The sequence below is a fragment of the Niabella sp. ZPM-14 genome (assembly GCF_055693045.2).
On the sequence record NZ_CM181148.1, the window covers coordinates 3,216,969 to 3,241,964 of the forward strand.

The window sequence follows — 24,996 nt, forward strand, 5'->3', positions numbered from 1 at the left end:
TTGCCCCTCGGTAAACGGGCAGGAATAGCTAAAAAGCGCTCCCTTGGGGAGTGTGATACCTTTCTTACTATTCCATATAAATAATATGTAATGTAGGTCACGAAGGTAACAGATTTACCTTATGTACAAAATCCGCAGAAAAGGTAAGTCAACCGCTGACTGGAAAAAGCGTGATGGATTGACGCGTTCAGAGGAGCGTTTTAAAATTTAATAACCATTGTTTGTCTGATTCTTAACGGGTTCGCCTTAATTTCGCGACCTAAACAAACTGACTCTCTTTACCCAAACATTCAACAATGAAAAGCTGCGCAACTGCCCTCCTCGTGCTAAGTGTCATTCTATTATCCTGCTCGAAAGGCAGTGACGGAACCGATGGTACCGACGGTGCTGACGGAAAAACAAGTCTGATCGATTTTATCAACGAACCGGCCGGCGCCAACTGCACCAATGGCGGCTATAAGGTGGTGACAGGTATTGATAAGAACAATAACGGCACACTGGAAGCTGCCGAAATCCAAAACACCAAATACATCTGTAATGGCGTGGGCGGCGGAACCAGTGGCATCAACTCACTGATCTCCTTCGTGGCGGAGCCTGCAGGCCAGAATTGTGCAAACGGAGGATACAAGGTCAATTCGGGCCTGGACATTAACGCCAACGGCACGCTGGAAACCACTGAAATTAAAAACACACAGTTCATTTGTAATGGTGCACCCGGTCAGAGCGGCGGCACGGGAGCGAATGGGTTCAATACCCTGGTGGCGGTGGTAGATGAATCTGCCGGTACCAACTGCGCCAACGGTGGTAAAAAAATTAACTACGGCCTGGATCAAAACCGGAACAATGTGCTGGACAATAATGAAGTGACCACCTCTTCTTATATCTGTAATACTTCCGGAAGCAATGGTAGCAACGGATTGAACAGCCTCGTAAGCGTTGTTGCGGAGCCCATCGGCGCCAACTGTGCAGGAGGTGGCAACCGGATCAACTATGGTTTAGATCAGAATCGTAACAATGTGCTGGATGCAACTGAAATCACCAACACCACTTATATGTGTAACGCCAACCGTGTATATGCCTCGGTGGTGAGCCAGGTGGGTACAGGAGCGCCCGTCGGAATACCGCTGGTCAACAATCTTGACATCACGATCACCTGGGCGAGAACGGGTGTAGGTCGATATACCGGAACGATCAGCAAAAGCGTAAACATTCAGAAGACCATTGTTCTGAGTAACAACACGGGTGTGACCACGACCCTACAAAACGCTACTACGATCCTTTTAGACAACCGCTGTGCGGTGAATACTTTTTGTGATGGGTTCACCAATGTAACCGTGGGTCTGTTGGTGGTAGATTAATTGCTGAATCTTTATAAAGGGATCTGACTCCGGAGCAGTGCCACTTGTTGGGTAACTGCTGTTATCGCCTGGTCGATGTCTGCTTCGGTGGTGAATCGGCCTATGCTGAACCGGAGGGCTGAACGCGAAAGCGATTCGTCAAGTCCCATTGCCGAAAGCACATAGGAGGGATCGAGGCTGCCACTCGTACATGCCGATCCCGACGAAAGTGCGATCGTTCTATTCAGTGCCGCCAGGAGTTGACTGCTGTTCAGCTGAGCGAAGGAAATATTCAGTATATGCGGAAGCCGCCGGGTTTTATGCCCATTGAGAAAGCTCTGTGGTATGCGGAGCAATCCTTGCTTCAGCCGATCTCTCAGATTTTCCAGTCTTGTTTGCTCTTCCGATAGCTGGTCGCCACATAAGGCGCAGGCTTTACCAAGACCGACAATGCCGGGCACATTGAGCGTGCCGCTCCTGATTTCCTGTTCCTGTCCGCCACCGGTGATTTGAGGCGTTACCTTGACGCGCGGATGGCGCCGCCGGATGTAAAGCGCACCCACACCCTTGGGTCCATAGATTTTATGAGAGCTGAAGCACATCAGGTCTGTCTGCCACTCATTGACTGACACAGGAATTTTTCCAACCGCCTGGGTGGCGTCGCAAAAGAACAGCACGTTATGTCGCTTACAGATAGCGCCGATCTCTTCCACCGGTTGTATGACGCCTGTCTCGTTGTTGGCTGCCATGATCGCCACTAATACGGTGGCAGGTGTGACGGCTTCTTCCAAGGCCTCCAGGCTGATAAGTCCGGCTGCGTCTACATCCAGGAAGGTCACATTCGCACCCTTTTTCTGCAGCGTTTTGCAGGTGTCCAGGACAGCCTTATGTTCCGTCCGCGCCGTGATGATATGATTTCCTTTTACGGCGTACATATCCAGCACACCGCGCAGCGCCAGGTTACAGGCTTCTGTAGCGCCGGAGGTAAAAATAATTTCGCGTGCATCCGCGCCAATGAGCTGTGCCACCCGTTCGCGGGCCTGCTCCACCGCCGCTTCTGCCTGCCAGCCATAGCTGTGCGTGCGGCTGGATGTATTACCAAAGTAGGTGGTAAAATAAGGCGTCATCTCGGCTACCACCCGCTCATCACAGGGCGTGGTTGCGCTATAATCCATATAAACCGGAACGTGTTGGGTCATAGGATAAAGGTACTTAAAATGCCAGTAGATGAATAGAGAAGGGGCGATGGGCAATGAGCAATCGGCAATGAGCAATGAGCAATGGACAATGGGCGATGAGCGATAAGCAGGATGCAATGAGCAATCGTTACATGTTTGTTTTATCAGGACAAACCTTTGCGATGATTATTGAAAGTGGAAGGTTGGGTGTTCAGGGAATCCCGGTCACTGCTGTTTATCCGGATCTTGCCTACTAAACGGTTTCGGCTGTGTTAATACCCAGCAGGCTGAGGGCTTCGTTGGCGGCAATCTGGGAAGCGTCTTTTTTATTGAAGGCACTTCCTTGCGCGATAGTAGTGCCGTCTACCACGGCAGCGATGGTAAATAATCTTCGTCCGTTTTCAATCTTCTCGCTGAGGGTGACAAATTCAAGGGCTTTCCCATTTTTATTGGCCCAGCCGTATAGTTTGTTTTTGTGATTGATTTCCAGCACTTCCAGCTCGTCCATGAACATGTGCGGATTGATGATGTATTGCTGTACCCAGCGACAGGTACGCTTGTAGCCATAGTCCAGGTAAATCGCGCCGACCAGCGCTTCCAGGGTGTTTCCAAAAATATGGCTTGTTTTCAGGCAGTTGTCAAGCTTATTGAACTTGGCAATTTTTTTAAGACCCATCTTCAGCGCCACGTCGTTGAGCTGCTGTCGATTGACCATCTTGCTGCGCATCTCTGTCAGAAATCCTTCCCCGTGATAGGGATACCTCCTGAACAGGTAGTCGGCAGTGATAGCGCTCAGGATAGCGTCGCCCAGGTATTCCAGCCGTTCGTTGTTCTCGTCAACATTTTCGCTGATAGACCGGTGGGTGAGCGCAGTCTTGTAGAGTTCAAAATTATCGGGCGTGAAGCCCAATATATTTTTCAACTCTTTCTTGAGTGCGGCATCAGAATTTCTGGTGAAAAGGTCTTTTATAAAACTTACCAAACTAACTGTATTTCTTGACAATTACGCAGGCATTGTGTCCTCCAAAACCAAAGGTATTGCTTAGGGCGGCGTTCACTACCCGCTGTTGAGCTTTGTTAAAGGTAAAATTTAATTTCGGATCCAGGTCGGGATCGTCAGTAAAATGGTTGATAGTGGGCGGAACAATGTTGTGCATAACGCTCTTGATACAGGCAATGGCCTCGATCACACCGGCAGCGCCGAGGCAGTGACCGGTCATGCTCTTGGTCGAGCTGATGTTCAATTCATAAGAGTGTTCTCCGAAGACATCAAGAATAGCCTTTGTTTCGGCAATGTCTCCCAGCGGTGTGGAAGTACCGTGTGTATTGATATAATCTATATCAGTAACCTGCATGCCGGCATCTTTCAGGGCTGCCAGCATTACATTTTTTGCCCCCAATCCTTCCGGGTGGGGCGCTGTAATATGATAGGCATCGGCGCTGGCACCACCTCCTACTACTTCGCAGTAGATTTTGGCACCTCTGGCTTTTGCATGTTCCAGTTCTTCGAGTATCAAAATACCCGCGGCCTCGCCCATTACAAATCCGTCTCTGTCTTTATCGTAGGGTCTGCTCGCTGTGGCGGGGTCATCATTGCGTTCGCTCATGGCTTTCATGGCGTTGAAACCACCTACCCCTGCTTCGCTGATCACCGCTTCGCTACCACCCGTTACAATGATATCGGCTTTGCCCAATCTTAACAGGTTGATCGCATCGATCATGGCGTTGGTGCTGCTGGCGCAGGCGCTGGTCACCGCATAGTTGGGACCACGCAGGCCATGGCGCATACTTACCTGGCCGGCGGCGATATCCAGGATCATTTTAGGAATAAAGAACGGGTTGAAGCGCGGCGTACCGTCGCCTTTTGCGAACTCCATTACCTCGTTTTGGAAAGTGATAAGACCGCCAATACCGCTTCCTAATACCACACCCACCCGGTCGGGGTTGAAATTGTCTTTGTTGAGGCCGGCGTCGGCAAAAGCCTGATCACTGGCCACCAGGGCTAATTGTGAAAAGCGGTCGATTTTGCGGGCTTCTTTTTTATCTAAAAAGTCGGTAGCCTCAAAGTTCTTTACCTCGCATGCAAAGCGGGTCCTGAACTTAGAAGCATCAAACTGGGTAATAGGTGCTGCTCCCGAAACGCCGTTAATTAAACCATTCCAATACTCGTCTACTGTATTGCCCAGGGGCGTTAAAGCACCCATGCCAGTAATTACAACCCTTTTTAATTCCATAAGCTACGCAGCTCTACGTTAAAAAAACCGCCTTTGTATGGGTAACCACTTCAAAGGCGGATATAAATTTCGTTCATTATTTGCCTGATCTTAACCGGCAATTGAAGCATTTGTTTTCTAAAAATTATTACTTAGCGTGCTCTTCTAAGTACGATACAGCCTGGCCTACAGTGGTAATTGTTTCAGCCTGCTCATCAGGAATAGAGATGTTGAATTCTTTTTCAAATTCCATAATCAACTCAACGGTATCCAGAGAATCCGCGCCCAAATCGTTGGTAAAAGATGCTTCGGTAGTTACTTCTGCTTCGTCAACACCTAACTTGTCAACGATGATTTTTTTTACTCTTGATGCAATGTCTGACATATCTGATTGTTTTTGTTTGTTGAGTGCAAAAATAGAGTTTTTGACTAAATAAGTATACTAAACAAAAAAAAATGTAAAAATGTTCCTGAAGGCCAAATTATTTGGGTTTAAGCCGAAAAAAATCGGTATTTTTCGGCTGCCTTTCGAGCAAAAATCAGCAAAGAAACCAGACCCTTCATGGCTTTAAAAATCATAGACTACGGCACCAAAGAGTACGATCAAATGGTGGAACTGCGCAACGAAATATTGCGCAAACCTCTGGGCATGGAGCTGGAAGGAACTGACATTGCCGCCGACCAGGAAAACATCCTGATCGGAGCCTTTGAGGATGATAAAATGCTGGGTTGCTGCATGCTGGTACGTGACGGCGCTAACGGTGTTTTGTTAAGGCAAATGGCGGTAAGAAACCAGCTTCAGGGAAAGGGGATCGGGCGTGCGCTGATGGAGTTTGCCGAAACGATCGCGAGGGACATCGGCTACAATGAAATCGCGATGCATGCCCGAAGCAGCGCAAGCGGGTTTTATGAAAAAATGGGTTACATGACCACCGGCGAAGAGTTCTTCAAACTTTCTATCGCCCATATATTAATGGTAAAGCGGATCTGACGTTCTCAGATCTTACTCTTCAACATTTCCCGGAGCGCCTGAATGTCCTCGAGCGTTTCAAACGCATCTTTCGGAACCAGCAGGAACGAACGGGTATCAAAATACAGGTGGAAAAAATTGGGCGTTTCTTTAAAACTTTGCAAAGCACTGTAAGCCCAGCTTCTTTTACCATGCGCATGTTCCAACACGAAATCATCTGAATGAAAATGCATCGAGAACCGGTGCTTAAAGGTTTCCGCTTTTTTATAGACCACAGATGGGAGCACAAACCAAAGACTTACCATGAGAATGATCCACAAAAAGGAATAGGTCAAGAATGCAACAGGAGTGATTTTGCCCATGATATATAATATAAGGGAGAGTATCGCAAACGCATTGACCAGGATCACCATGATCCGGAGCTCCGTTTTCGATATAAAATGATAGCGTAACGCCTGTATTACCTGCTTTTTGTTGTAGTCAAATGTGATGGTCATCTTTTGAGTTGTGCCTTTTTAAAGATAAAGTGAACTGCTTTATAGATCACCCGACCGGTCGCCAGATCTCGGGGCCGGGCTTTTTGCCGGAAAGATTTTCTAATATCCAAAGTATAAATTCGTTCTCGGATTGATCCGCTTGTTGGATCATCTGCCGGAATGCGGCGCCCGAAAGCGGGAACAAAGCCGTGAGGTCGATCCTCCATTTTCCCTGCTCCTTATAAAAATGGTAATAGAAGGGCTGTGCCTTCCCGCCTACGACCGCTTGCCCTTTCGCAAAATTTCCGGAAACCATGATATCACCTATCGTGCTATTCATCACACCATTCTTTCCGACCATTCCGTGATCTACGGCATATATAAACAGGTTTGTTCCGTTAAACTTCAGGAGTGATTCTTTCGACACGCGGTGCCTGACGGTAAGGACCATGATCTTATCGAGAACAGGCAAAGTTTCAAGTTTTAGAGAGTCCGCCGTTTTCGCCAGGGTTAATATATTGTCAAAATAGGTCAGGGTTCTGCTGTCTACCCAACTGAAAGCCGCTGCTCCCTGATCTTTCAGGATCGCATTTTTATAGCTCTCGTAGCTGGCTGCCACGAGCTGCTCATCGGCAGTATGAATGCGCGCTATCGCGGCGCTGTCACCGGCTTGCTGTCCGAAGCAAGGCCGCCCTGTCCAAAAAATAAAGACTAATAAAATATATGAAGCAATTTTTCTCATGCGGCGATAAAGTGTAAAAATAAAAAAAGCGGAGCTATCGGCGCTCCGCTTGAATTATTTAACTGGCTCATGAAGTTTATTTGTTCATCATAGACTTCGCCTCGATGCTCAAAGTAGCGTGCGGAACGGCGCGGAGACGGGCTTTGTCGATCAGGTTACCGGTAACCCGGCAAATACCGTACGTTTTATTTTCCACGCGCATTAACGCTTTTTCCAGGTGATCGATAAATGTAATCTGGCGGCTGGCCAACTGGCTCAGTTGTTCGCGCTCCATGCTCACGCTTCCATCCTCCATTGTCATGTAGCGACCTTCGTCCATATCACCCCCTTCGTCCCGGCGGGTAATAAGCCCCTGTAAATAGGCCAACTCTTTTTTTGCGGCATCTAGCTTTCTTAGGATAATTTCCTTAAACTCCTGCAGGTCACTGTCTGAATATCTTACTACTGATTTCACTTTTTCGTTTTTAGGGGTGTCTAATATACTTTTTGTAAAATCCGGTTGATATTTCACTGAACTTTTTGTTGAAAGCTTAGGTACAACCGGAGGTTTTGCAGACTGTTCCTTTTTGGGGGTAACCTTGGCAGCTGGTTTTTTCGCGCTTTTAGCAGGAGCGGCAGCAACTTTTTGAGCAGGCACTTTAGCGGCGGTAGCTTTGCTTTTTGCAGTAACAGGCGGCTTGGTAGCAGCTTTTGCAACAGCTTTTACCGGGGCAGCCTTTTTGGGTGCAGCTTTGGCCGCAGCAGTTTTTTTAGGAGCAGCCTTAGGAGCAGCTTTTGTAACTTTCTTTGCCGGAGCCGCTTTTTTGGGAGCCGCTTTTGCGGGCGTAGCTTTTTTGGCCGCTGCCTTTGCAGCCGGTTTTACCGCTGTTTTGCTTTGCTTTTTAGCGGGTGTCGCTTTTTTAGCTGGTACGCTTTTTTTTGTCGCCATTTAATTACCCTTTTTTAGAAACAATCGTTTGTAAAATGTTATCGTTAACATCAATTTCTATACCACTACCTTTCGTAATTGCCTGAAAATATAAATTTTCTGCGAGAATTTCCGCGCAAATATAATCTTTATACGCTGTTAACGAGTTTTTTAATGTCTCCGTAGTGTCAATAACAACATTTATCTTATCCGTAAGTTCGAAACCACTGTCTTTCCGGATTTTCTGGATGCGATTGACAAACTCGCGGGCGTCTCCTTCCTGTTGCAGTTCCGGGGTAACGGTAATATCCAGGGCCGCTGTAAGCGCTCCTTTCGAAGCCACCGTCCAGCCGGGGATATCTTCGCTGCTGATGTCCACTTCGTTTACCTCGATCGTGATGGTATCTCCATCGATCTGTAAAGGATAACTGCCATCGCGTTCCAGTGTGCTGATATCTTCCTGCGTAAACTGACCTAAGGCGGCAGATACCGCTTTCATTTTTGGTCCCAGCTTTTTACCCAGCGCTACGAAGTTGGGCTTGATCTTCTTTTTGATGAAGCCTTCCGTTTCGGTGAGATAAGATACTTCTTTGACGTTTACCTCGGACTTGATCAATGCCTCCACTTTTTCCAGCTGCTCTTTCATCGCCGGGTTTAATACCGGGATCAGCACTTTCTGAAGCGGCTGGCGCACTTTGATGTTTACTTTCTTTCTCAGGGACAATATCAGCGAGGAAGCGTCTTGTGCCAATTGCATTCTCTCTTCCAATGCCTGATCGATCAGGGCCTCATCCGCCTTAGGGAAGAAGGCGTGGTGCACGCTTTCAGCGCTATGGCGGTTGGTGATGCTATTGAGATTGCGGAACACAGCATCTGTAAAGAATGGCGCGATCGGTGCCGCGAGCCTGCAAATCGTTTCCAGGCATTCGTACAAAGTCTGGTAAGCTGATATTTTGTCGGCCTCATAATCGCCTTTCCAGAAACGACGGCGGCAAAGGCGCACATACCAGTTGCTCAGGTGTTCGTCTACAAAATCTTCGATCAGGCGACCGGCTTGTGTTGGCTCGTAGTCGTCCATCGCCGTGGAGACATTTTTCACCAATGTATGTAAAGAAGAAATGATCCAGCGGTCGATTTCCGGCCGTTCGTTCATTTGCATGTAAGGCTCGGTGAAAGTGAAGCCATCCACGTTGGCATACAAAGCAAAGAACTGATACGTATTATATAATGTGCCAAAAAATTTACGTTGTACTTCCTTGATCCCGTCGAGGTCAAATTTCAGGTTATCCCATGGCGAGGCATTGGTGATCAGGTACCAGCGCGTGGCATCGGCTCCGAACTTTTCAATGGTATCAAACGGATCTACCACATTGCCCAGGCGCTTACTCATTTTATTGCCGTTCTTGTCCAGCACCAGGCCGTTGCTGACCACTGTTTTGTAGGCTACATTTTCAAACAGCAACGAGGCGATAGCATGAAGCGTATAGAACCAGCCACGGGTTTGGTCGACGCCTTCGCAAATAAAGTCGGCCGGGAAATTATTTTCAAACGGTTGATTGAACGGCATCGGATCGCCGGCCTTCAGCTTTTCATGATCCAATCCCCACTGGGCATAAGGCATAGCGCCGCTGTCGAACCACACGTCGATCAGGTCCGGCTCGCGGTGCATCGGCTTGCCGCTCTCGCTCACCAGGATCACTTCGTCTACATAAGGTTTGTGCAGATCGAGAATGCCGTCGTGCAAATAATGCTTATTCACTTCGCCACCCAGTACTTCACTGGCCTTTTTGATCTCTGTATTCAATTCGTCGATAGACCCGATGCACTTTCTTTCTTCCCCGTCTTCGGTACTCCACACGGGCAGCGGCGTGCCCCAGAAGCGGCTGCGGCTGAGGTTCCAGTCCACCATATTTTCCAGCCAGTTGCCAAAGCGGCCATCACCGGTGGATTTAGGTTTCCAATGAATGGTTTTGTTCAGCTCCACCATTTTATCACGCAGCGCGGTTGTTCTGATAAACCAGGCATCCAGCGGATAATAAAGGATGGGTTTATCCGTGCGCCAGCAGTGCGGATAATTGTGTTCGTATTTCTCAACTTTGAAGGTGCGACCCTTCAGCTTTAGCTCGACGGAGATGTCGACATTCACATCAACATAGGCCGCATCGTCTTTATAATTTTTTACAAAGCGGCCGCTGTATTCCCCTACGCCGTCAATGAACTTACCTTCCCGGTCTACCAGCGTTACAATACCCAGCTTGTTTTTTTGTCCCACCTTATAGTCATCTGCGCCAAACGCAGGTGCCGTATGAACGATACCGGTACCATCTTCAGTCGTAACAAAATCGCCCAACACCACTTTGAAAGGATCTGCGTCAGGGGTGATGGCCCGAACGGCTTCCAGGCTGTTCGCTTCAAAAGGCAACAATTGCTCATAACGTACGCCTTCCAGTTCCTTCCCGGTAAAAGTGGCGATCACTTTCCAGGGGATGATCTTATCTTCCTTCTGATAGGTTTCAGGATCTTTATCCCGGCCTTCTTCTTTAAAATATTTATGTAACAAAGCCGTTGCAATAACGACCTGCTGCGCTTCATGCGTGTAAGGGTTAAAGGTAGCCACCAGGCTATACTCGATGTTGGCGCCTACGGTCAATCCCAGGTTCGATGGCAGGGTCCAGGGGGTAGTGGTCCAGGCCATGAAGAATACGGCGTTCTCCACAGAAGAAGGAGCCTGAGAAGCGTTTGACGCCGCAAACAGGCTTTGTACAGTCGGATTTTCGGCGTTGGTTCCGTCCTTAGGAATGCGGAACAGCACAGTGGCGCTGGTATCTTTAACGTCTTTGTACGTGCCGGGCTGGTTCAGTTCGTGCGAACTTAAGCCTGTTCCGGCTGCCGGTGAATAAGGCTGGATGCTGACACTTTTATACAACAGTCCTTTGTCGAACAACTGCTTCAGCAGGTACCAAAGCGTTTCGATGTACTCGTTTTTAAAAGTGATATAGGGGTCGTTCAGATCCACCCAGTAGCCCATTTTGCGGGTCAGGTCGTCCCACTGACTTTTAAATCTCAACACCGCTTCGCGGCATTTTTGATTGTATTCTTCTACGGTAATTTTTTTACCGATATCTTCTTTGGTAATGCCCAGTTCCTTTTCCACGCCAAGCTCCACAGGCAGACCGTGAGTATCCCAGCCGCCTTTGCGCTTTACCTGGAATCCCTGCATGGTCTTGTAACGGCAAACCAGGTCCTTCAGTGTCCGGGAAATCACGTGGTGAATCCCCGGCATTCCATTGGCGCTGGGTGGTCCTTCGTAAAATACGAACGGCGTTGCGCCTTCCCGGATCGACACGCTTTTTTCAAACGCCTCATGCTCTGTCCATTTCGTTAAGATCTCTTTTTCAATAGCGGGCAGATTCAAACCCGAAAACTCCTGATATTTTGCACTCATAATTCGCTAAAAAATGAGTGCAAAGGTAGGGAATATAAGGGGTTTTATCGAAATGAGCAGCGATGGTCGACAATCTGTCCCTCAAAAATATTATCTTCCCGCTCCAGGCCCTGTATATAGATGGAACCCGTGCGAGCTGTACAGGTTCAAATCACTTAATTTTCTGCTATTTATATGACGCTCAACATCTTTTTAAGACCCTCTTTCATTGCAGTTTTGATTGGTTGGTATATCACTTCCACCGCCCAGGTGGCTGTAAATGATTTGACCTGTGAATTCCAAAAAGACCTTTTAGGAACGGATATCGCCCGGCCAAGATTGGGATGGAAGCTCGACGGTGCGAAACCAGTGCAGCAGCGATCCTACCGAATTCGCGTGGGGACAGACCCCACCTTGCTGGCGCAGGGAAAGACCGATGTCTGGGACAGTCGCGCACAACAATCTGGCGCCCAGCTGGTCTATTTCAACGGTGCGCAATTGAAGCCGCATACACGTTATTGGTGGCAGGTCGAGGTAGCTACCGATAAAGGCTCCTTTACTTCCAGGCCGTCCTGGTTCGAAACAGCCAAATTATCACCGGCAGATTGGGCAGCCCGCTGGATCACGGATGGGCATGATGTCGAATTTGCAGCATCGCCGCGCTTCAGAAAGGAAATCAGTGTGGGTCGCAAAGTGCGTTCAGCGCGCTGTTATATCAGCGGACTGGGTTATTATCAATTATATATAAATGGTGTTTGCATCAACCCCATGACGCTGGATCCGGGCTTCACGGATTACAGTAAAAGAATTCTTTACCAGACTTACGATCTTACAACTGCCATCAGAAGCGGCAAGAATGCTATCGCGATACAGTTGGGAAACGGGTGGTTCAATGAGCAAACGCCTACCGTGTGGAACTTCCATCAGGCGCCCTGGCGCCGGCGGCCGCAGGTGATGTGTGAGCTTCGGATCACTTATACCGACGGAACCACGTCGGTGATCGGTACCGACGACAGCTGGCTTACGAATACCGGGCCTTTTGTTTTTGACAATATTCATGCAGGCACTACCTACGATGCCCGCAAGGAACAGCCTGGCTGGGCCGCGGCCGGCTTTGACGACCGCAACTGGCACAAGGCAACGGTGACAGACGCGACTGCAACGCTGGTGGAAGCGCAGGCCATGCCCTCCATAACAGTGACAGATACCATACAACCGGTAAACGTCAGGAAGATCAATGACACTTGTTATGTGTTTGATATGGGTGTCAACTTTGCCGGTGTGCCGCATTTGGAAATTTCCGGTCTGGCAGGTATGAGGGTGACCCTGCGACACGCGGAAATGACGGACTCCGCGGGGCGCATCGATCAACGGAATATCAATATGCACCTCCGTCCCAGGAATGAAAGAGATGTGATCCAGACCGATATATATGTGTTGAAAGGAAAAGGCAAAGAGGTATTTGCCCCTGCCTTCACTTATCATGGCTTTCGCTATGTGGAGATGACATCGGACCGGCCGATACCGATCCGCGACCTGGCATTGAAAGGCCTGCGCATGCACAGCGACGTGGCTACCATTGGCCACTTCAAAAGCTCAGATCAGTTGCTCAACCAGATTTTTTCTATTTGCCGAAACTCGTATCTCAGTAACCTTTTCGGTATTCCCACTGATTGTCCCACCCGTGAGAAAAATGGCTGGATGGCCGATGGTTTTATGGTGCAGGAGGCGGGCATGTTCAGTTATGACGCTGCAAGCATCTATGCCAAATGGGTAAAAGATATGACCGATGCGCAGGAAGAAAATGGCGATGTGCCGGGAATCGTGCCCACGTCCTGGCACTGGGATTCCGACTGGGCCGGGCCGGTTTGGGACGCGGCTATTTTTATCGTGCCGACGCTGCTTTATGAATATCATAACGACCTGGAGAGTATCCGCAATATGTATCCTACCGCACAGCGGTACCTGAAGTACCTGACCACGATCGAAAATGAAAAAGGTTTATTAACGGACGGCCTGGGCGATTGGTTATACTACAAAGCGATCACACCAAAAGATTTTATGGTCTCCTGCTATTATTACTGGGACCAGGTGTTAATGGAGAGAATGGCGCTGCTGCTCAACCGGCCAGCTGATGCTAAGCTCTATGCCGCCAAAGCCGCGTTGTTGAAAGAAAAAATCAATACTCATTATTTTGATGCAGCCTCATTGAGTTATGCTAATAAGACCCAACTTTCGTATGCCTTACCATTGTATATGAATATTGCTCCCGGAGAGCAGCGGGAAGCATTAGCAGCGCAACTGAACCAAATGATCATTGCCAATAACTACAGCCTGGACTTTGGATTTATAGGCAGCCTGATCGTTCCCGAAGTATTGTCTTCCTACGGTTATACCGAAACGGTTTATAAAATGGTGACGAAGAAAACACTGCCTTCATGGGGTTATTGGATCCAAAATTATGACGCCACCAGTCTCTTTGAAACCTGGGATGTAGGTCGCAATATCGGCGATGCATCAAGGAATCATCCATCCATGGGTGCGATTGCCGCCTGGATGTATAAAACGTTGGCGGGCATTCAAAGGGACACTACCGCTACGGCTTTTAAAAAGATCATCATAAAGCCTGCGTTTATCAAAGACCTGGATTTTGTGGAAGCGAGCCATCAATCATTGTACGGGACGATCACTTCTTCCTGGAAACGCACGGGCAAAAAGATTCGCTTAGACATTACGATCCCCGCTACTTGTACAGCAGCGGTTTTATTGCCGGGTCGGGCTGCACAAGCGGTGAGCGGCGGTAAGCACAGCTTTAGTTTTGAAGAGTAGGGGCTTGACCTCACCCCCTAACCCCCTCTCCGGGAGAGAGGGGGAACCGCCAGACTGAAGATGGCCGGAAGAGATGGTTTGGGTCCGCTTTGCTTCCCGTCCCTGTGGGCCGGGCAGGCGTTCACCATGACGGAGCTGTCATTTCAAATAACATAATTGCTCCTATTGGAGACTTACTATGAGTACCGTATGGATATCATTCGTCGTTCCCGGCACAGCAGGGGAAGGATCTGTTTTCATGAAGGGAATGGATGATTCCTTATTGCGATTCGTCGTTTCGACCGGGCACAACGAAGTGGAGGAATCTCGTGCAATAACCGAAGATCATTCGCTTCTACTGCGTTCTGCTCACCATAACAATACGGGAGCGGCTTCATGAGTATTCGTCGTTCCGAGCGGAGCGCAGCGTAGTCGAGGAATCTCGTGCAATAACAAGAGAGGGTTCCCGCCCCCGCCAGAATGATCTTTCGGGCTGGCGAACGGTTTCATCCGGGCGGGAGCAATTTGCACATCTATCAGATTGCTCGGCTACACTTTGTTTCGCTCGCAATGACGGAGCTGTCATTTCAAATAACATAATTGCTCCTATTGGGGACAAAGCTGGGAACCCGTTTGGTTACTTAACTTGAGATGGTTCCTCGTTCCCGCCAGAATGATCTTTCGGGCTGGCGAACGGGTTCATCCGGACGATGGCCCCCGCAACGCTGTTCGCGATCTGCACCAAAGCCACAACTTGTCCGGCAAATAAAAAAGGTTGACAAGGGCTTATCTTGTCAACCTTAAACTTATTAACATTGTAACTTTCCTTACTGCACGTGCTTTGCCAAAACAGCCGCTATTTTCTTATTCACGTCAGCAGCCGTAAGTGTTTTAGCTTTCCACTCATCCGCCATTTTAAACAGCGTGGTCATGATTTCATCATCGCCTACTTTCTCTGTCAATTTGATGGTAGATTTTGCATCGAGTACTTTATCCCATTCCTGCTGCACCGCAGTCCAGAAGCCTTTATGTTGTTCCCAATATTGCGTCGCTGCTGCACAATCTTCCGCATCAAGCTTTTCATAGCCATTCAAGCCTTTCTCTTCAGCTATTAATTTACGTTGCCCGTCTGCACTCAATATTTTTTTATTGTCCTGGATGTGATCATATCCTTTTTCTGTTATAACAAGGCGATTGGTGCGCTCTAAAATATTATAGTCCGAGCGTTGCGTGTATTCGCGGCGGGGTAACGGGGCGTCTGCCGTATTTTCCCATTGTGTATGGCCGTTCACCACCTGCCAGGCAGAGGAGCCCTGGTAGCGCGGCGCGTCAGTCACTTCCCAGACAGATTGGCTCCACTTGCCTTTCACATCGGCTTTGTCCAGGGTTACTTTTTCCCACACCTTATCGCCTTTGTAGTTCCACTGTACCGGGTTTTCGTAGGTCCAATCCTCGCGCCAATGCTTCACCACATGCCCGTTGCCTACAATTAATAGATGTTGTATCACCACCCGGTTCTTCGTATTGACAATCGGAAGCGCCAGTTCAGTGACGCCCATGATCTGTTCGCGCTCGTGAAATTTATAATCCTTATCAGGAGAAAATGTTTCGGCGTATTTGAAGCTTACTTCAAAACATCCACAGAGTTTGTCTACGTTTTCTTTACCGGTTTGCGCGATGGCCGGCGCTGCAAAAGCAGTAGTTAACAGCACAATAGCTAGTTTCTTCATTGTGTTTCTTTATAGTTTATAATGATCTTTAAAGTTACTTGATTAATTCGTATTTGATTTCAGGCTTGCCGCGGGTACCGCCGTCTGAAGTGGCGAAGCTGGTAAACTTCAACTTATAGATGTTGCCTTGCGGATCCTTAACCACGTAAAACCTTTCTTTCCTTGTGAAAGGAGCTGGGCTGGGGGGCGGACCACCTGCGTAGCGCCAGTTGCTACCGATAACCCACCGGTCACTACTAAACGAATACTTGCTTACACTGTCTTTGTTAAATTTATTGAAAGCGTCGTTTGTAATAGCAGCATCTGCATACACAACTTGGAATGCTTGAACACCTTGCAATACATTGAGTGCAACAAGATCTGAGAAAGGATACATAACATCCACGCCAAAATTCGTTTTAAATGCAGAATACGTCCATTGAATGTCCCAATTCTGCTTTGCAGGGAATCCGTTGACGACGTTTCCATTGTCTAAAGAAATATATACAAACTCACCGTCCCCTCCTTTGGAGATTTGAACGGTATTAAAGTTGGTCGCGTTTAAAGCAGCGTATTGTAACGTGTAACCATTCCCGTTTCGTGCTACTTTTATTTTCATGTAATCACGCGGAGCAATGCCTCCACGCGTCCCACGGTTCAATACAAATACTTTATTGTCGGCCGCATTTGCGGACGCGCTGATCAATGTTTCAGAAATTTTACCACTAAAACCGTCCATTTTGCCAAGGTCAGCAGAAGAGGGATTGTTTTGATCGAATTCCAGTTTAATACCAATGGTATCAGCGCTTCCAACAGCATTAATATCCGTTTTGGTCGTCGCTGTGGCATAAGCTCCTGTCGTGTTGTTCATAATCACGCGGAAATCAGAGCCGGTGTAAAACCCCAGATCCCAGCTATTCCTTTTGACAGATGACTGTTTATCGGCACTGAAATCTACAAAGACCGAGTTTCTTGCATCTGAGCCAGGCGATGATATGTTGGGGTTTTCTTCTCCTGTCAGCCCATTCAATTGCATCGTGCTGCCGCTGGATGGTGGTGGCAAGGGGATGTCGACATCTTTGTCACCACAGGATGCCAATGCAGCTATTATACTGATAGCTATAAATGTTTGTTTCATGTGTATACTTTTTTATGGTTATTAATGTTCACATGCCCGCCTGACCGAACGGGCAGGGAATTGGCATTTCATATTGTGTGTTTTAGTTTTTAATGATCACCTGGAACGGGCCTGTATTCGTTAAGGAATTTCGGAGCCCATTTGCTGTGAATCATTTATGATAGTTAAAAATGAGTGTCATAAAATAAGACCGGCCGTAGTTGAACACATAATCTCCACCGTTAGCATGAGCGCCACCGCTTTGCTGTGTGCTTACGACGCTTGTTACATTAAATACATTCCGGATGCCTGCTGTAAGGCTGAGGAATTTATTGATATACTGGCCCGCACTAAAATCTCCGTAATGGAATGCGTCTCTTGCCCCCAGCGTAATGTTTTCGCCGTCGGTGGTCTGGTAGATCTGGCGTTTCCCGTTAAAGCGGTAAAAGAAATTGATTGACGTACGGGTAGCTGCAATGTTGTACATAAGGTCCGCATTCAGCTCCGGCGTCCAATTAAACCTGGGAATATCTTTACCACGGAAATTTTCTCCAATGAAGCGATTGTAGCGACCCAACAGGATGGCACCAACGCCTGCCTCCCAATTGGTGGCTGCGATCCTCGCTCTCGCGGAAGCGCCTGCCGTGCGGCTTTCATCTACGTTGATATAAATATTCCGGCTATTATCATTGGGATCTGTCCCAATGCTGATCAGGTTGTCAAACCAGTTGTAAAAGCCCCCTGCCTCTGCGGTGAATCGCCGGTTATTTTGCAGCGCTTTACTATACACTAATGAAGCGTTCAGGCTTTTAGATTGCTCGGCTTCGAGATTAGGATTGCCATAGATCTTATGATTGGCATCGACAAATTCGAAGTAGAGCTCGCGCAGTGCAGGTGCCCGATAGCCGTAGGCATAAGCGGCGCGCAGGGCGAATGCCTTGTTAAGCGTGAACAGGGTGTTGATGGAAGGTATCACCGGCGGAGCATCGTAAATACTGTTTTTTATAAACCGCAATCCCGGCCGGATATTGATCCAGTCAGCAGGCTGGTATTCTGCCGAAGCAAAGAAGGAGAAGTCGGTGATTTCCGGCGCTCCCGCAATCCTGCGCCCGGTGGCCGCTTCGCGGTTCAGCTCGATGCCCGGTTGAATGGTTATCTTTTTTGAAAACCGATACTGGAGACTATTGCGCCAGACGAATGTTTTGAAAGTCGAAGTGTCCTGCGTTCCCGGATCGGTAGTCAGTTCTTCCGTGTGATTGAGCAGGTCTTTCCGGATGGTCCGGGTAAAGCGCTGGTAATCGGTATAGCTGAAAGCATGGGTCAATGAAGCTTTTGGGGCGATACGCCAATGGCCTTGCAGCTGATGCATCATACGACGTGTGTTGTAGAACTGGTCAACCGTCCTGTATGTATCCAGGTTGATCGGGCCTTCAGACGAGATCTTTTCCCATAAATAATCATTCCGGTAATAAATATTGAAATTGTCATTTTTATATCCGAAGCGGAGCGAGGGCATCCACTGTTCTTTGGGTTTCCATTGATGGGCGCGTCCATATTCATCCGGGCGAAACCCTTTAAAATCGGTATGTCCCAAGGATAGCAAGCCATTCCATCCGTTTTTGTCCCAGGCCGCATTGACATTCTGAACATGCAGTCCTTTGGAAAAGGGCTTGTATTCAGTGCCCACGCTTTCTTCCTGCGCTTTGGCGTTGACCCGGAAAGAATTGGGAGATGCGGCCTTGGTGATAATATTAATTACACCTGCCAGCGCGTCCGTTCCATAAACGGTGCTCATGGGTCCTTCCACAATTTCAATCCTTTCGATCTGCGACACATCCAGCTGGTTCAGGCTTTCCCGTGTATCGCCACGGTCCAGCATCGGCAATCCGTCCAGCAATATTTTTACATTTCTGCCGGCAACACCCATGAACGAAATATCTGTAGTACCAAGTGTATTATCGTTCGACAGGCCCATACCCAGTTCCGTGTTCAGAACCTGCGTCAGGTTGGTCGCACCTTTCAATGCGATCTTCTCCGCGGTGATCACCTGGATTTTGTAAACAGATTTATGAAGCGACTGAGGCTTGTACTGACCGGTGCTTATCTGCACTTCTTCCAGCGTAAGCGCAGTATCTGTCTGTGCATCCACCGTGAAGCCTGCAGTTAGTGCAATCAACGTTAGCCATACTGTTTTCATGTCTGTTCCCATGTCCTTTCTTATCAGAAACAAAAGTCAATGAATGCAGGGGCAATCATTTGTGAGATCGGGAAAAACAGTTTACGAGATCGGGAATTTTTTTTACTTTTTCATGACACATGGGGTGAAAAATAGCAGTAATGGCGTGGTGTATACCAGACATGAGATGAAAGACTCCAAACTTGGGGTTGTGAACGCTGTGGATGGCGTTGATAACCCCATCATTGGGGTATAAGACCTCGTCAGAAAAGCAAACTACGTCAGGTTTGAGATGTATAACGCCATCAATGAATTGAATCACGTCACTTGTGGACTGGTGGACGCTATAGTTGGGATAAACAACCTCTTGCTTGAGGTGTCAGACTCCAACGTTGGCTTAGATCACCCCTTCATAAGGCGGACAGGGTGCATCGATGTCAAACATTATTGACGCCTGTCTACAAACTTAACCGGCTTTCTTACTCCGTCGGGGAACTGCATTTTCTGCATCGTTTCTCCATTGATATATTTTATATGGGGTGTCACTCTCAAACGGGCTTGCAAATAGGCTTTGATCTTATTATGCGTTTCCTCGGTGTCACTCTCCGGCAGAAGATAGAGCAGCACTTCATCGGTTCCGATCTCATTGTTGTACACTTCTACCACATATTCCCTGATCGCGTCAATGCGATGAATGATTTCGAACAGGGCAGGAGCAAATAACGTGGTGCCTTTGTATTTGATCATTTGTTTTTTGCGGCCGATGACGGGCGAGAGCCTTAAGGTGTGGCGACCGCAGCTGCAGGGCTCGGGGTAAGCTTTGCAGATATCCCCTGTTTTATAACGCAGCAACGGCATGCCTTCCACGCCCAATGTTGTAATCGTCACTTCGCCCGGCTGTCCGTTGGCTACCGGGCGGCCTTCGTCGTCTAACAATTCTACAATGAGTAGCTCGGGATTCAGGTGGCCGCCTTTACCGGCCTCACATTCGGTAAAGGCCGTTTGCATTTCTGTAGAGGCGTAAGTGGAGAACAATTGAATGGGCCATTTGCTGGTGATCTTCGTTCCCAGGATATTCAACTCCAGATCTTCGCTCCTGATATTCTCGCCAATGCAGATGGCCTTCTTAACGGACGACCGGTGAATGTCAATGCCGTTGTCCTCCGCGTATTGAATGAGCTTAATAATAAAAGACGGCACGGCAACGATTGCTGTGGGCTGAAGCCGTTCGATGGTTTCCCATTGCAGTGAAGGTACTCCGGGGCCGACACGCACCACGCCGGCGCCCAACTTGCGAATGCCGCTATAATAGGCCATCCCCGCCATGAATTGCCGGTCGAGGGTGAGCATCAATTGATAAATATCTTCTGAAGTGCCGTTGGCACAAGCGAAAGAACAGTACTCGTTGTAGGCGAGTCGCTGCAGGTCGTTTTCTGTCAAAGCGATCGTAACGGGACTTCCCACGGTGCCCGAAGTGGCGGTGTATTCAATGATCTTGTTTTTCCCTACACAAAGAAAGTCGGGGTTCTGCTGCTGCAGTTGCTCCTTTTCTGTTACAGGCAGTTGTGCGAGGTCTTCAATCGTTTTGATACTTGTTATGTCGATGGCGTGTTGCCCGAATAATGCTTTATAATAGGGAGAGTGGGCCTGGAGATAAACCAGCAGATCGGCCAGTTTTTTTTCCTGGTAGGTTTTGATATTAGATGCCTTCTGGAAAGAAAGGGAGGGTAATTCATTCATGGTCCAAACCTACGGAATATTTGCATTGTGGCTACGATGCGCCGGGGTAAACGCATCTGACTATGCGTGAGACGCTGTCCGACTGCTTCTTGGGATAAACGCATATGCGTCAGACCGAGACGGTCAGACGCGGGTGAGGCGCAGTAGAATGGTAAGTTAACCTGTTAATACGCGCACTAACGCCGAATAGGGTAACTATTGCTTCTTGGGACAAACGCATATGCGTCAGACCCCGTCCGTACCGGCACGGGCGGGCCTGCCCGAAAGGTACAGGCGGGCGGGGCGGTCAGACGCGGGTGGGATCATGGCAGAAAAATTGCAAGACCCTTACCGGTGCGATAGGCGTTTCTGTTATATAGCCGGTGGATTAAAATCCTTCCGTCGGGCAAGCGTATAATATATTAAATAATATTTTATGTGTTCTCGGTGGTGTTATGATCGCTAATATTATGTTTGTTTTTATGGTTTTTTTAAATATATTTCATTTTTAAAGTAAATCAAAAAGTGCTTATGATTCCAACCCGAATTTTAGAATCTTATAATATTCAACCTGACGTATGGGATGAATTGATGAGCGAGCAGGGTATCAGGAGGAGCTACAACCAGCTGGTCAACACGATTGACGCGTTGCCGCCGGAAGAGCTGGGGGCCAAGGACGAGCTGGCAAAAAAGCTGTTCATGACCCAGGGGATTACCTTCACCGTGTACAGCGATAATGAAGGGGTAGAGAAAATCTTCCCTTTTGACATCATCCCGCGTATTATCGAAGCGAGAGAGTGGGCCACCATCGAGGCGGGCGTCAAACAACGCCTGAAGGCCTTGAATATTTTTCTTAAAGATGTATATCATCAGCAGTTCATCATCAAAGATGGCATTGTTCCGGCTAAGCTGATCTATTCGTGTCCGCTGTTTCTGCGTGAAATGATCAATGTGAACGTTCCCTTCGATATCTATTCGCATATCGCAGGGATCGACCTGATCCGCGACGCCGACGGCAGCTTTTACGTGCTGGAAGACAACCTGCGCACGCCTTCTGGTGTATCTTATATGCTGGAAAACCGGGGCATCACGTTCCGCATCTTCCCGGACCTGATACCCCGCAACAACGTAAGGCGGGTTATAGAATACCCTTCTCTTTTGTTGCAGAATCTGCTGGGTCTTGCGAACCGGCAAACGAGCAATCCTACGGTCGTGCTGCTCACGCCCGGCGTGTACAACTCCGCCTATTTTGAGCATACCACCCTTGCCCGGCTTATGGGCATCGAACTGGTAGAAGGCCGTGACCTGGTGGTGGAAAACCATCATGTATATATGAAGACGACGAGCGGCCTGCAGAAAGTGGATGTGATTTATCGCCGGGTGGATGATGACTTTATCGATCCGCTTACCTTCCGGCCAGATAGTGTGCTGGGCGTTCCGGGAATCTATTGGGCCTACCGGAAAGGCAACGTGGCGATCGTGAACGCAATGGGCAATGGCGTGGCTGATGACAAAGCCGTGTACTCCTATGTTCCGGATATGATCCGTTATTATCTTAATGAAGAACCGATCCTGAAAAATGTGCCTACCTACGAGCTGGATGTCCCGGAAAACAGGACAATCGTGTTTAACAATATGGACAAAATGGTGGTGAAGAAAACCAATGAGTCCGGCGGCTACGGCATGCTGATGGGCAACAAGGCGACCGAAGAAGAAATGGAAGCGTACAAGAAAGCGATCCTGGAAGATCCGAGAAACTTTATCGCGCAGCCGATCATCAATTTATCTTCCTCTCCCTGCTATATCAATGGCAAGCTGCAACCGCGCCGCGTGGACCTGCGGCCATTTGCTTTGTACGGACCGGACGGCATTAATATCGTTCCGGGGGGCCTTACGCGGGTGGCGCTGAGAGAGGGCTCGCTGGTCGTGAACTCCTCGCAGGGCGGGGGTAGCAAGGATACCTGGGTCCTGAGCGAGTAGCCAGGAGGTGGTGCTGTCAGCGCCGCTGAATCGCCCTTATCTAAACCATATATAACCATTCACAAATCAGAAATTTTAGAAACATATGTTAAGTCGTGTTGCAGAATCAGTGTATTGGCTGGCCCGTTATATGGAAAGGACCAATGGGTTGCTGCGGGTGTTACGTACGAATTACGTGGCTTCCCAGGATGAAATGAAAGAATTTAGCTGGAGGTCGGTATTACAAACCTACGGCTATCTGAACGATACACAAATTGAAGCGATCCAGTTCAACTCGCGTGCGGTATTAGACTACGTGATGCTCGACCGGAACAATGATGCATCGCTGATCAATAATATCACCCGCGCGCGGGAAAATGCGAAAGCAGTACAGGATCATATCACCAAGGAAATGTGGCACAACCTGAATGCCTATTACCTGTTGATCCGTGAACAGGGGATCAGGAACACCATCCGGCACGGAGATCCGATCACCGCATTGGATGCCCTGCTTCAGCACAGTTTGTTTTTATACGGAACGATCACCATTACCATGACCCGCGGTGAGGCATACAACTTTTTAAATATAGGACAGTATATAGAAAGAGGCATTATCTCGACAGATGTGACGGATATCAAACTAAAAGAAATCGATTATAATCTGGATCACGAAGCCGCGATACCATCGCTTCGGTACCTGCTTTATTCATTGTCCGGGTATGAAACTTACTTGAAATTATCAAGGGGTATTGCGATTGCGAAAGCGGATACGGTGATCAGGCAGGTTTTGTTTGATGTAAACTTTGTGCATTCTGTATTGTACTGTAAGGAACATATCAGCCGATATTTCCGGCGCCTGCAGACGCAAAGTATTCCTGAAAGTTACCAGCAGCTCGATTTCCTGATCGGGAAAGGGTTGAGCAATCTGAAATACAGCACCTGCGATCTCAGGGACGGAAACAGTATCAAAGGGCTTCTTGCCCAGACCCGGAGCGATATTCAGAACATCTCCCGGGCTTTTAACAAGCATTACTTCAGACATACCTGATCCCTACTCATTTTAATTTACCAGAACTTAAATTACAAGCATGCCTTCCTTTAAAATAAAACATATTACCCGTTATACCTACAGCAGCCCGGCGATGGAATGCACCAACCAGATCATGTTGTATCCTATCGAGGATCAATGGCAGAGTGTGGCAAGCCATACGATCACCGTTACTAAAAATCCGCCGGTGGATACCTTTGTCGACTACTTCGGCAACCGGCTGGGTATGTTCTCCATCGTGGAATCTAACCGGGAGCTGATCATCTGTTCCGAAGCAGAGGTCGTGACCCGCGCCGTTGACACTCCTGTTAATGAAGCACCCGCCGCAGACCAGTGGAAGCAATTGGAATCTGTTCGGGAAACCTTTCCTTACATTGATTTTATCCAACAGGAAACGTTCGAGAACGTGGATGAACTGAAAGCCTTTATTGGCGGTATTTTCAACGCTGATCAAAGTCCTTTTGAGAACGCACAGGCTTTTTCAACGTATATTTTTGAAAACTTCAAATACAAAAAAGGCATTACGAGTGTAGAAACGAACGTCGACGAAATATGGAAATTAAAAGCCGGCGTGTGCCAGGATTTTGCACATTTCCTGTTGCTGATATTGCGCAGGATCGGTATTCCGTCGCGGTATGTCAGCGGGTATATTTGTCCGAGAAACAACGAGTTCCGGGGCGAAGGCGCCACGCATGCCTGGGTGGAGGCTTATCTTCCGGATTACGGATGGATCGGGTTAGACCCTACGAACAATTGTATTGCCAGCGACCGGCATATCCGGTTGGCGGTGGGTCGTAATTTTTCTGATGTCACCCCGGTAAAAGGTACCTACAAAGGTTCTTCTGATCATGTATTGGAAGTGCTGGTGTCGATCGACAATAAGGCGGTCGCGCCTGTTGAAGAAATGCACAACCAGCCGCAATTCAGTTATAAAGCAGATCACCCGGCAGAACCCGTTTCCAGTAATTCCTACCGGTTTTATATGGAGCAGATGCAACAGCAGTAGAGGAGAAAGTCCATAGTTGATCGACCATGGACCATGTAGGGCGCCGAAGTGTTTAACGCTCAAAACGGAAAGCTCCGGTTGTCCGGATGTAAGCTATCGTCTATGGACCATCGGCCATGGACCATAATCCATACGCCATCGTCCATGGAGCGTGGTGACGTGTTGAATGCTCAAAACATAAAGTGCAGTGTTTAAGGATGTAGACTA

Annotated in this window: 20 protein-coding genes; 8 read left to right on the plus strand and 12 right to left on the minus strand. The window is 48.3% G+C overall.

Annotated elements, in window-relative coordinates:
• Positions 1-296: 296 nt before the first annotated feature.
• Positions 297-1,358 carry a DUF7151 family protein gene (locus tag ACU37H_RS13695; protein WP_472703545.1) on the plus strand — a complete coding sequence of 354 codons (1,062 nt, stop codon included), beginning with the start codon at positions 297-299 and terminating at the stop codon, positions 1,356-1,358.
• Between the two features lie 11 nt (positions 1,359-1,369).
• Here ACU37H_RS13695 and ACU37H_RS13700 read toward each other — a convergent pair whose 3' ends face one another.
• Positions 1,370-2,536 carry a cysteine desulfurase family protein gene (locus tag ACU37H_RS13700; protein ID WP_472703544.1) on the minus strand — a complete coding sequence of 389 codons (1,167 nt, stop codon included), beginning with the start codon at positions 2,534-2,536 and terminating at the stop codon, positions 1,370-1,372.
• Positions 2,537-2,610: 74 nt separating this feature from the next.
• Between ACU37H_RS13700 and ACU37H_RS13705 the strand changes: the two genes are divergently transcribed.
• Entirely contained in the window at positions 2,611-2,772 is a 162-nt protein-coding gene (locus tag ACU37H_RS13705) for a hypothetical protein (protein ID WP_472703543.1), read from the plus strand.
• On the opposite strand, the gene rnc is transcribed toward ACU37H_RS13705, so the two are convergent.
• The 3 genes from rnc to ACU37H_RS13720 all read right to left on the minus strand — a co-directional run bounded on the left by rnc (position 2,769) and on the right by ACU37H_RS13720 (position 5,113).
• On the minus strand, positions 2,769-3,497 hold the full coding sequence (rnc, locus tag ACU37H_RS13710) for a ribonuclease III (protein WP_472703542.1): 729 nt from the start codon (positions 3,495-3,497) through the stop codon (positions 2,769-2,771). The two genes, ACU37H_RS13705 and rnc, sit on opposite strands and share 4 nt — an antisense overlap.
• A 1-nt stretch (position 3,498) precedes the next feature.
• Positions 3,499-4,749: a beta-ketoacyl-ACP synthase II gene (fabF, locus tag ACU37H_RS13715; protein WP_472703541.1), complete on the minus strand. Its 1,251-nt coding sequence runs from the start codon at positions 4,747-4,749 to the stop codon at positions 3,499-3,501.
• Positions 4,750-4,876: 127 nt separating this feature from the next.
• A complete protein-coding gene (locus tag ACU37H_RS13720) occupies positions 4,877-5,113 on the minus strand; it encodes an acyl carrier protein (RefSeq protein WP_114792255.1) in 237 nt (78 codons plus the stop codon).
• A gap of 177 nt (positions 5,114-5,290) precedes the next feature.
• Here ACU37H_RS13720 and ACU37H_RS13725 point away from each other — a divergent pair, with 177 nt between their 5' ends.
• The gene (locus ACU37H_RS13725) at positions 5,291-5,719 is read left to right on the plus strand and encodes a GNAT family N-acetyltransferase (protein WP_472703540.1); all 429 of its coding nucleotides are present in this window, start codon (positions 5,291-5,293) and stop codon (positions 5,717-5,719) included.
• A gap of 5 nt (positions 5,720-5,724) precedes the next feature.
• On the opposite strand, the gene ACU37H_RS13730 is transcribed toward ACU37H_RS13725, so the two are convergent.
• The 4 genes from ACU37H_RS13730 to ileS all read right to left on the minus strand — a co-directional run bounded on the left by ACU37H_RS13730 (position 5,725) and on the right by ileS (position 11,268).
• Positions 5,725-6,195, minus strand: coding sequence for a YcxB family protein (locus ACU37H_RS13730; RefSeq protein ID WP_472703539.1), 471 nt, complete (start codon positions 6,193-6,195; stop codon positions 5,725-5,727).
• Between the two features lie 46 nt (positions 6,196-6,241).
• Positions 6,242-6,916: a hypothetical protein gene (locus ACU37H_RS13735; protein ID WP_472703538.1), complete on the minus strand. Its 675-nt coding sequence runs from the start codon at positions 6,914-6,916 to the stop codon at positions 6,242-6,244.
• A 76-nt stretch (positions 6,917-6,992) separates the two neighbouring features.
• Positions 6,993-7,844: a TraR/DksA family transcriptional regulator gene (locus tag ACU37H_RS13740; RefSeq protein ID WP_472703537.1), complete on the minus strand. Its 852-nt coding sequence runs from the start codon at positions 7,842-7,844 to the stop codon at positions 6,993-6,995.
• Between the two features lie 4 nt (positions 7,845-7,848).
• Entirely contained in the window at positions 7,849-11,268 is a 3,420-nt protein-coding gene (ileS, locus tag ACU37H_RS13745) for an isoleucine--tRNA ligase (RefSeq protein WP_472703536.1), read from the minus strand.
• 174 nt (positions 11,269-11,442) lie between these two features.
• On the opposite strand from ileS, the gene ACU37H_RS13750 reads away from it, so the two are divergent.
• Complete coding sequence (locus ACU37H_RS13750) at positions 11,443-14,076, plus strand: family 78 glycoside hydrolase catalytic domain (protein ID WP_472703535.1); 2,634 nt, start codon at positions 11,443-11,445, stop codon at positions 14,074-14,076.
• An 806-nt stretch (positions 14,077-14,882) separates the two neighbouring features.
• On the opposite strand, the gene ACU37H_RS13755 is transcribed toward ACU37H_RS13750, so the two are convergent.
• From ACU37H_RS13755 to ACU37H_RS13765, 3 genes are all read right to left on the minus strand, one after another.
• Positions 14,883-15,785 carry a DUF6607 family protein gene (locus ACU37H_RS13755; protein ID WP_472703534.1) on the minus strand — a complete coding sequence of 301 codons (903 nt, stop codon included), beginning with the start codon at positions 15,783-15,785 and terminating at the stop codon, positions 14,883-14,885.
• A gap of 34 nt (positions 15,786-15,819) precedes the next feature.
• The gene (locus ACU37H_RS13760) at positions 15,820-16,902 is read right to left on the minus strand and encodes an HmuY family protein (RefSeq protein WP_472703533.1); all 1,083 of its coding nucleotides are present in this window, start codon (positions 16,900-16,902) and stop codon (positions 15,820-15,822) included.
• A gap of 151 nt (positions 16,903-17,053) precedes the next feature.
• Positions 17,054-19,090, minus strand: coding sequence for a TonB-dependent receptor plug domain-containing protein (locus ACU37H_RS13765; protein ID WP_494407556.1), 2,037 nt, complete (start codon positions 19,088-19,090; stop codon positions 17,054-17,056).
• 31 nt (positions 19,091-19,121) lie between these two features.
• Between ACU37H_RS13765 and ACU37H_RS13770 the strand changes: the two genes are divergently transcribed.
• Positions 19,122-19,313, plus strand: a complete 192-nt coding sequence (locus ACU37H_RS13770) for a hypothetical protein (RefSeq protein ID WP_472703531.1) — start codon at positions 19,122-19,124, stop codon at positions 19,311-19,313.
• A 188-nt stretch (positions 19,314-19,501) separates the two neighbouring features.
• Here ACU37H_RS13770 and flxY read toward each other — a convergent pair whose 3' ends face one another.
• Positions 19,502-20,797, minus strand: a complete 1,296-nt coding sequence (gene flxY / locus ACU37H_RS13775; RefSeq protein ID WP_472703530.1) for a flexirubin biosynthesis putative acyl-CoA ligase FlxY — start codon at positions 20,795-20,797, stop codon at positions 19,502-19,504.
• A gap of 510 nt (positions 20,798-21,307) precedes the next feature.
• On the opposite strand from flxY, the gene ACU37H_RS13780 reads away from it, so the two are divergent.
• From ACU37H_RS13780 to ACU37H_RS13790, 3 genes are all read left to right on the plus strand, one after another.
• Positions 21,308-22,756 (plus strand): circularly permuted type 2 ATP-grasp protein, encoded by a 1,449-nt coding sequence (locus ACU37H_RS13780; protein ID WP_472703529.1) that lies wholly within the window; start codon positions 21,308-21,310, stop codon positions 22,754-22,756.
• A gap of 85 nt (positions 22,757-22,841) precedes the next feature.
• Positions 22,842-23,783, plus strand: a complete 942-nt coding sequence (locus tag ACU37H_RS13785; RefSeq protein ID WP_472703528.1) for an alpha-E domain-containing protein — start codon at positions 22,842-22,844, stop codon at positions 23,781-23,783.
• Between the two features lie 40 nt (positions 23,784-23,823).
• Positions 23,824-24,789, plus strand: coding sequence for a transglutaminase family protein (locus ACU37H_RS13790; RefSeq protein ID WP_472703527.1), 966 nt, complete (start codon positions 23,824-23,826; stop codon positions 24,787-24,789).
• Positions 24,790-24,996: the final 207 nt, after the last annotated feature.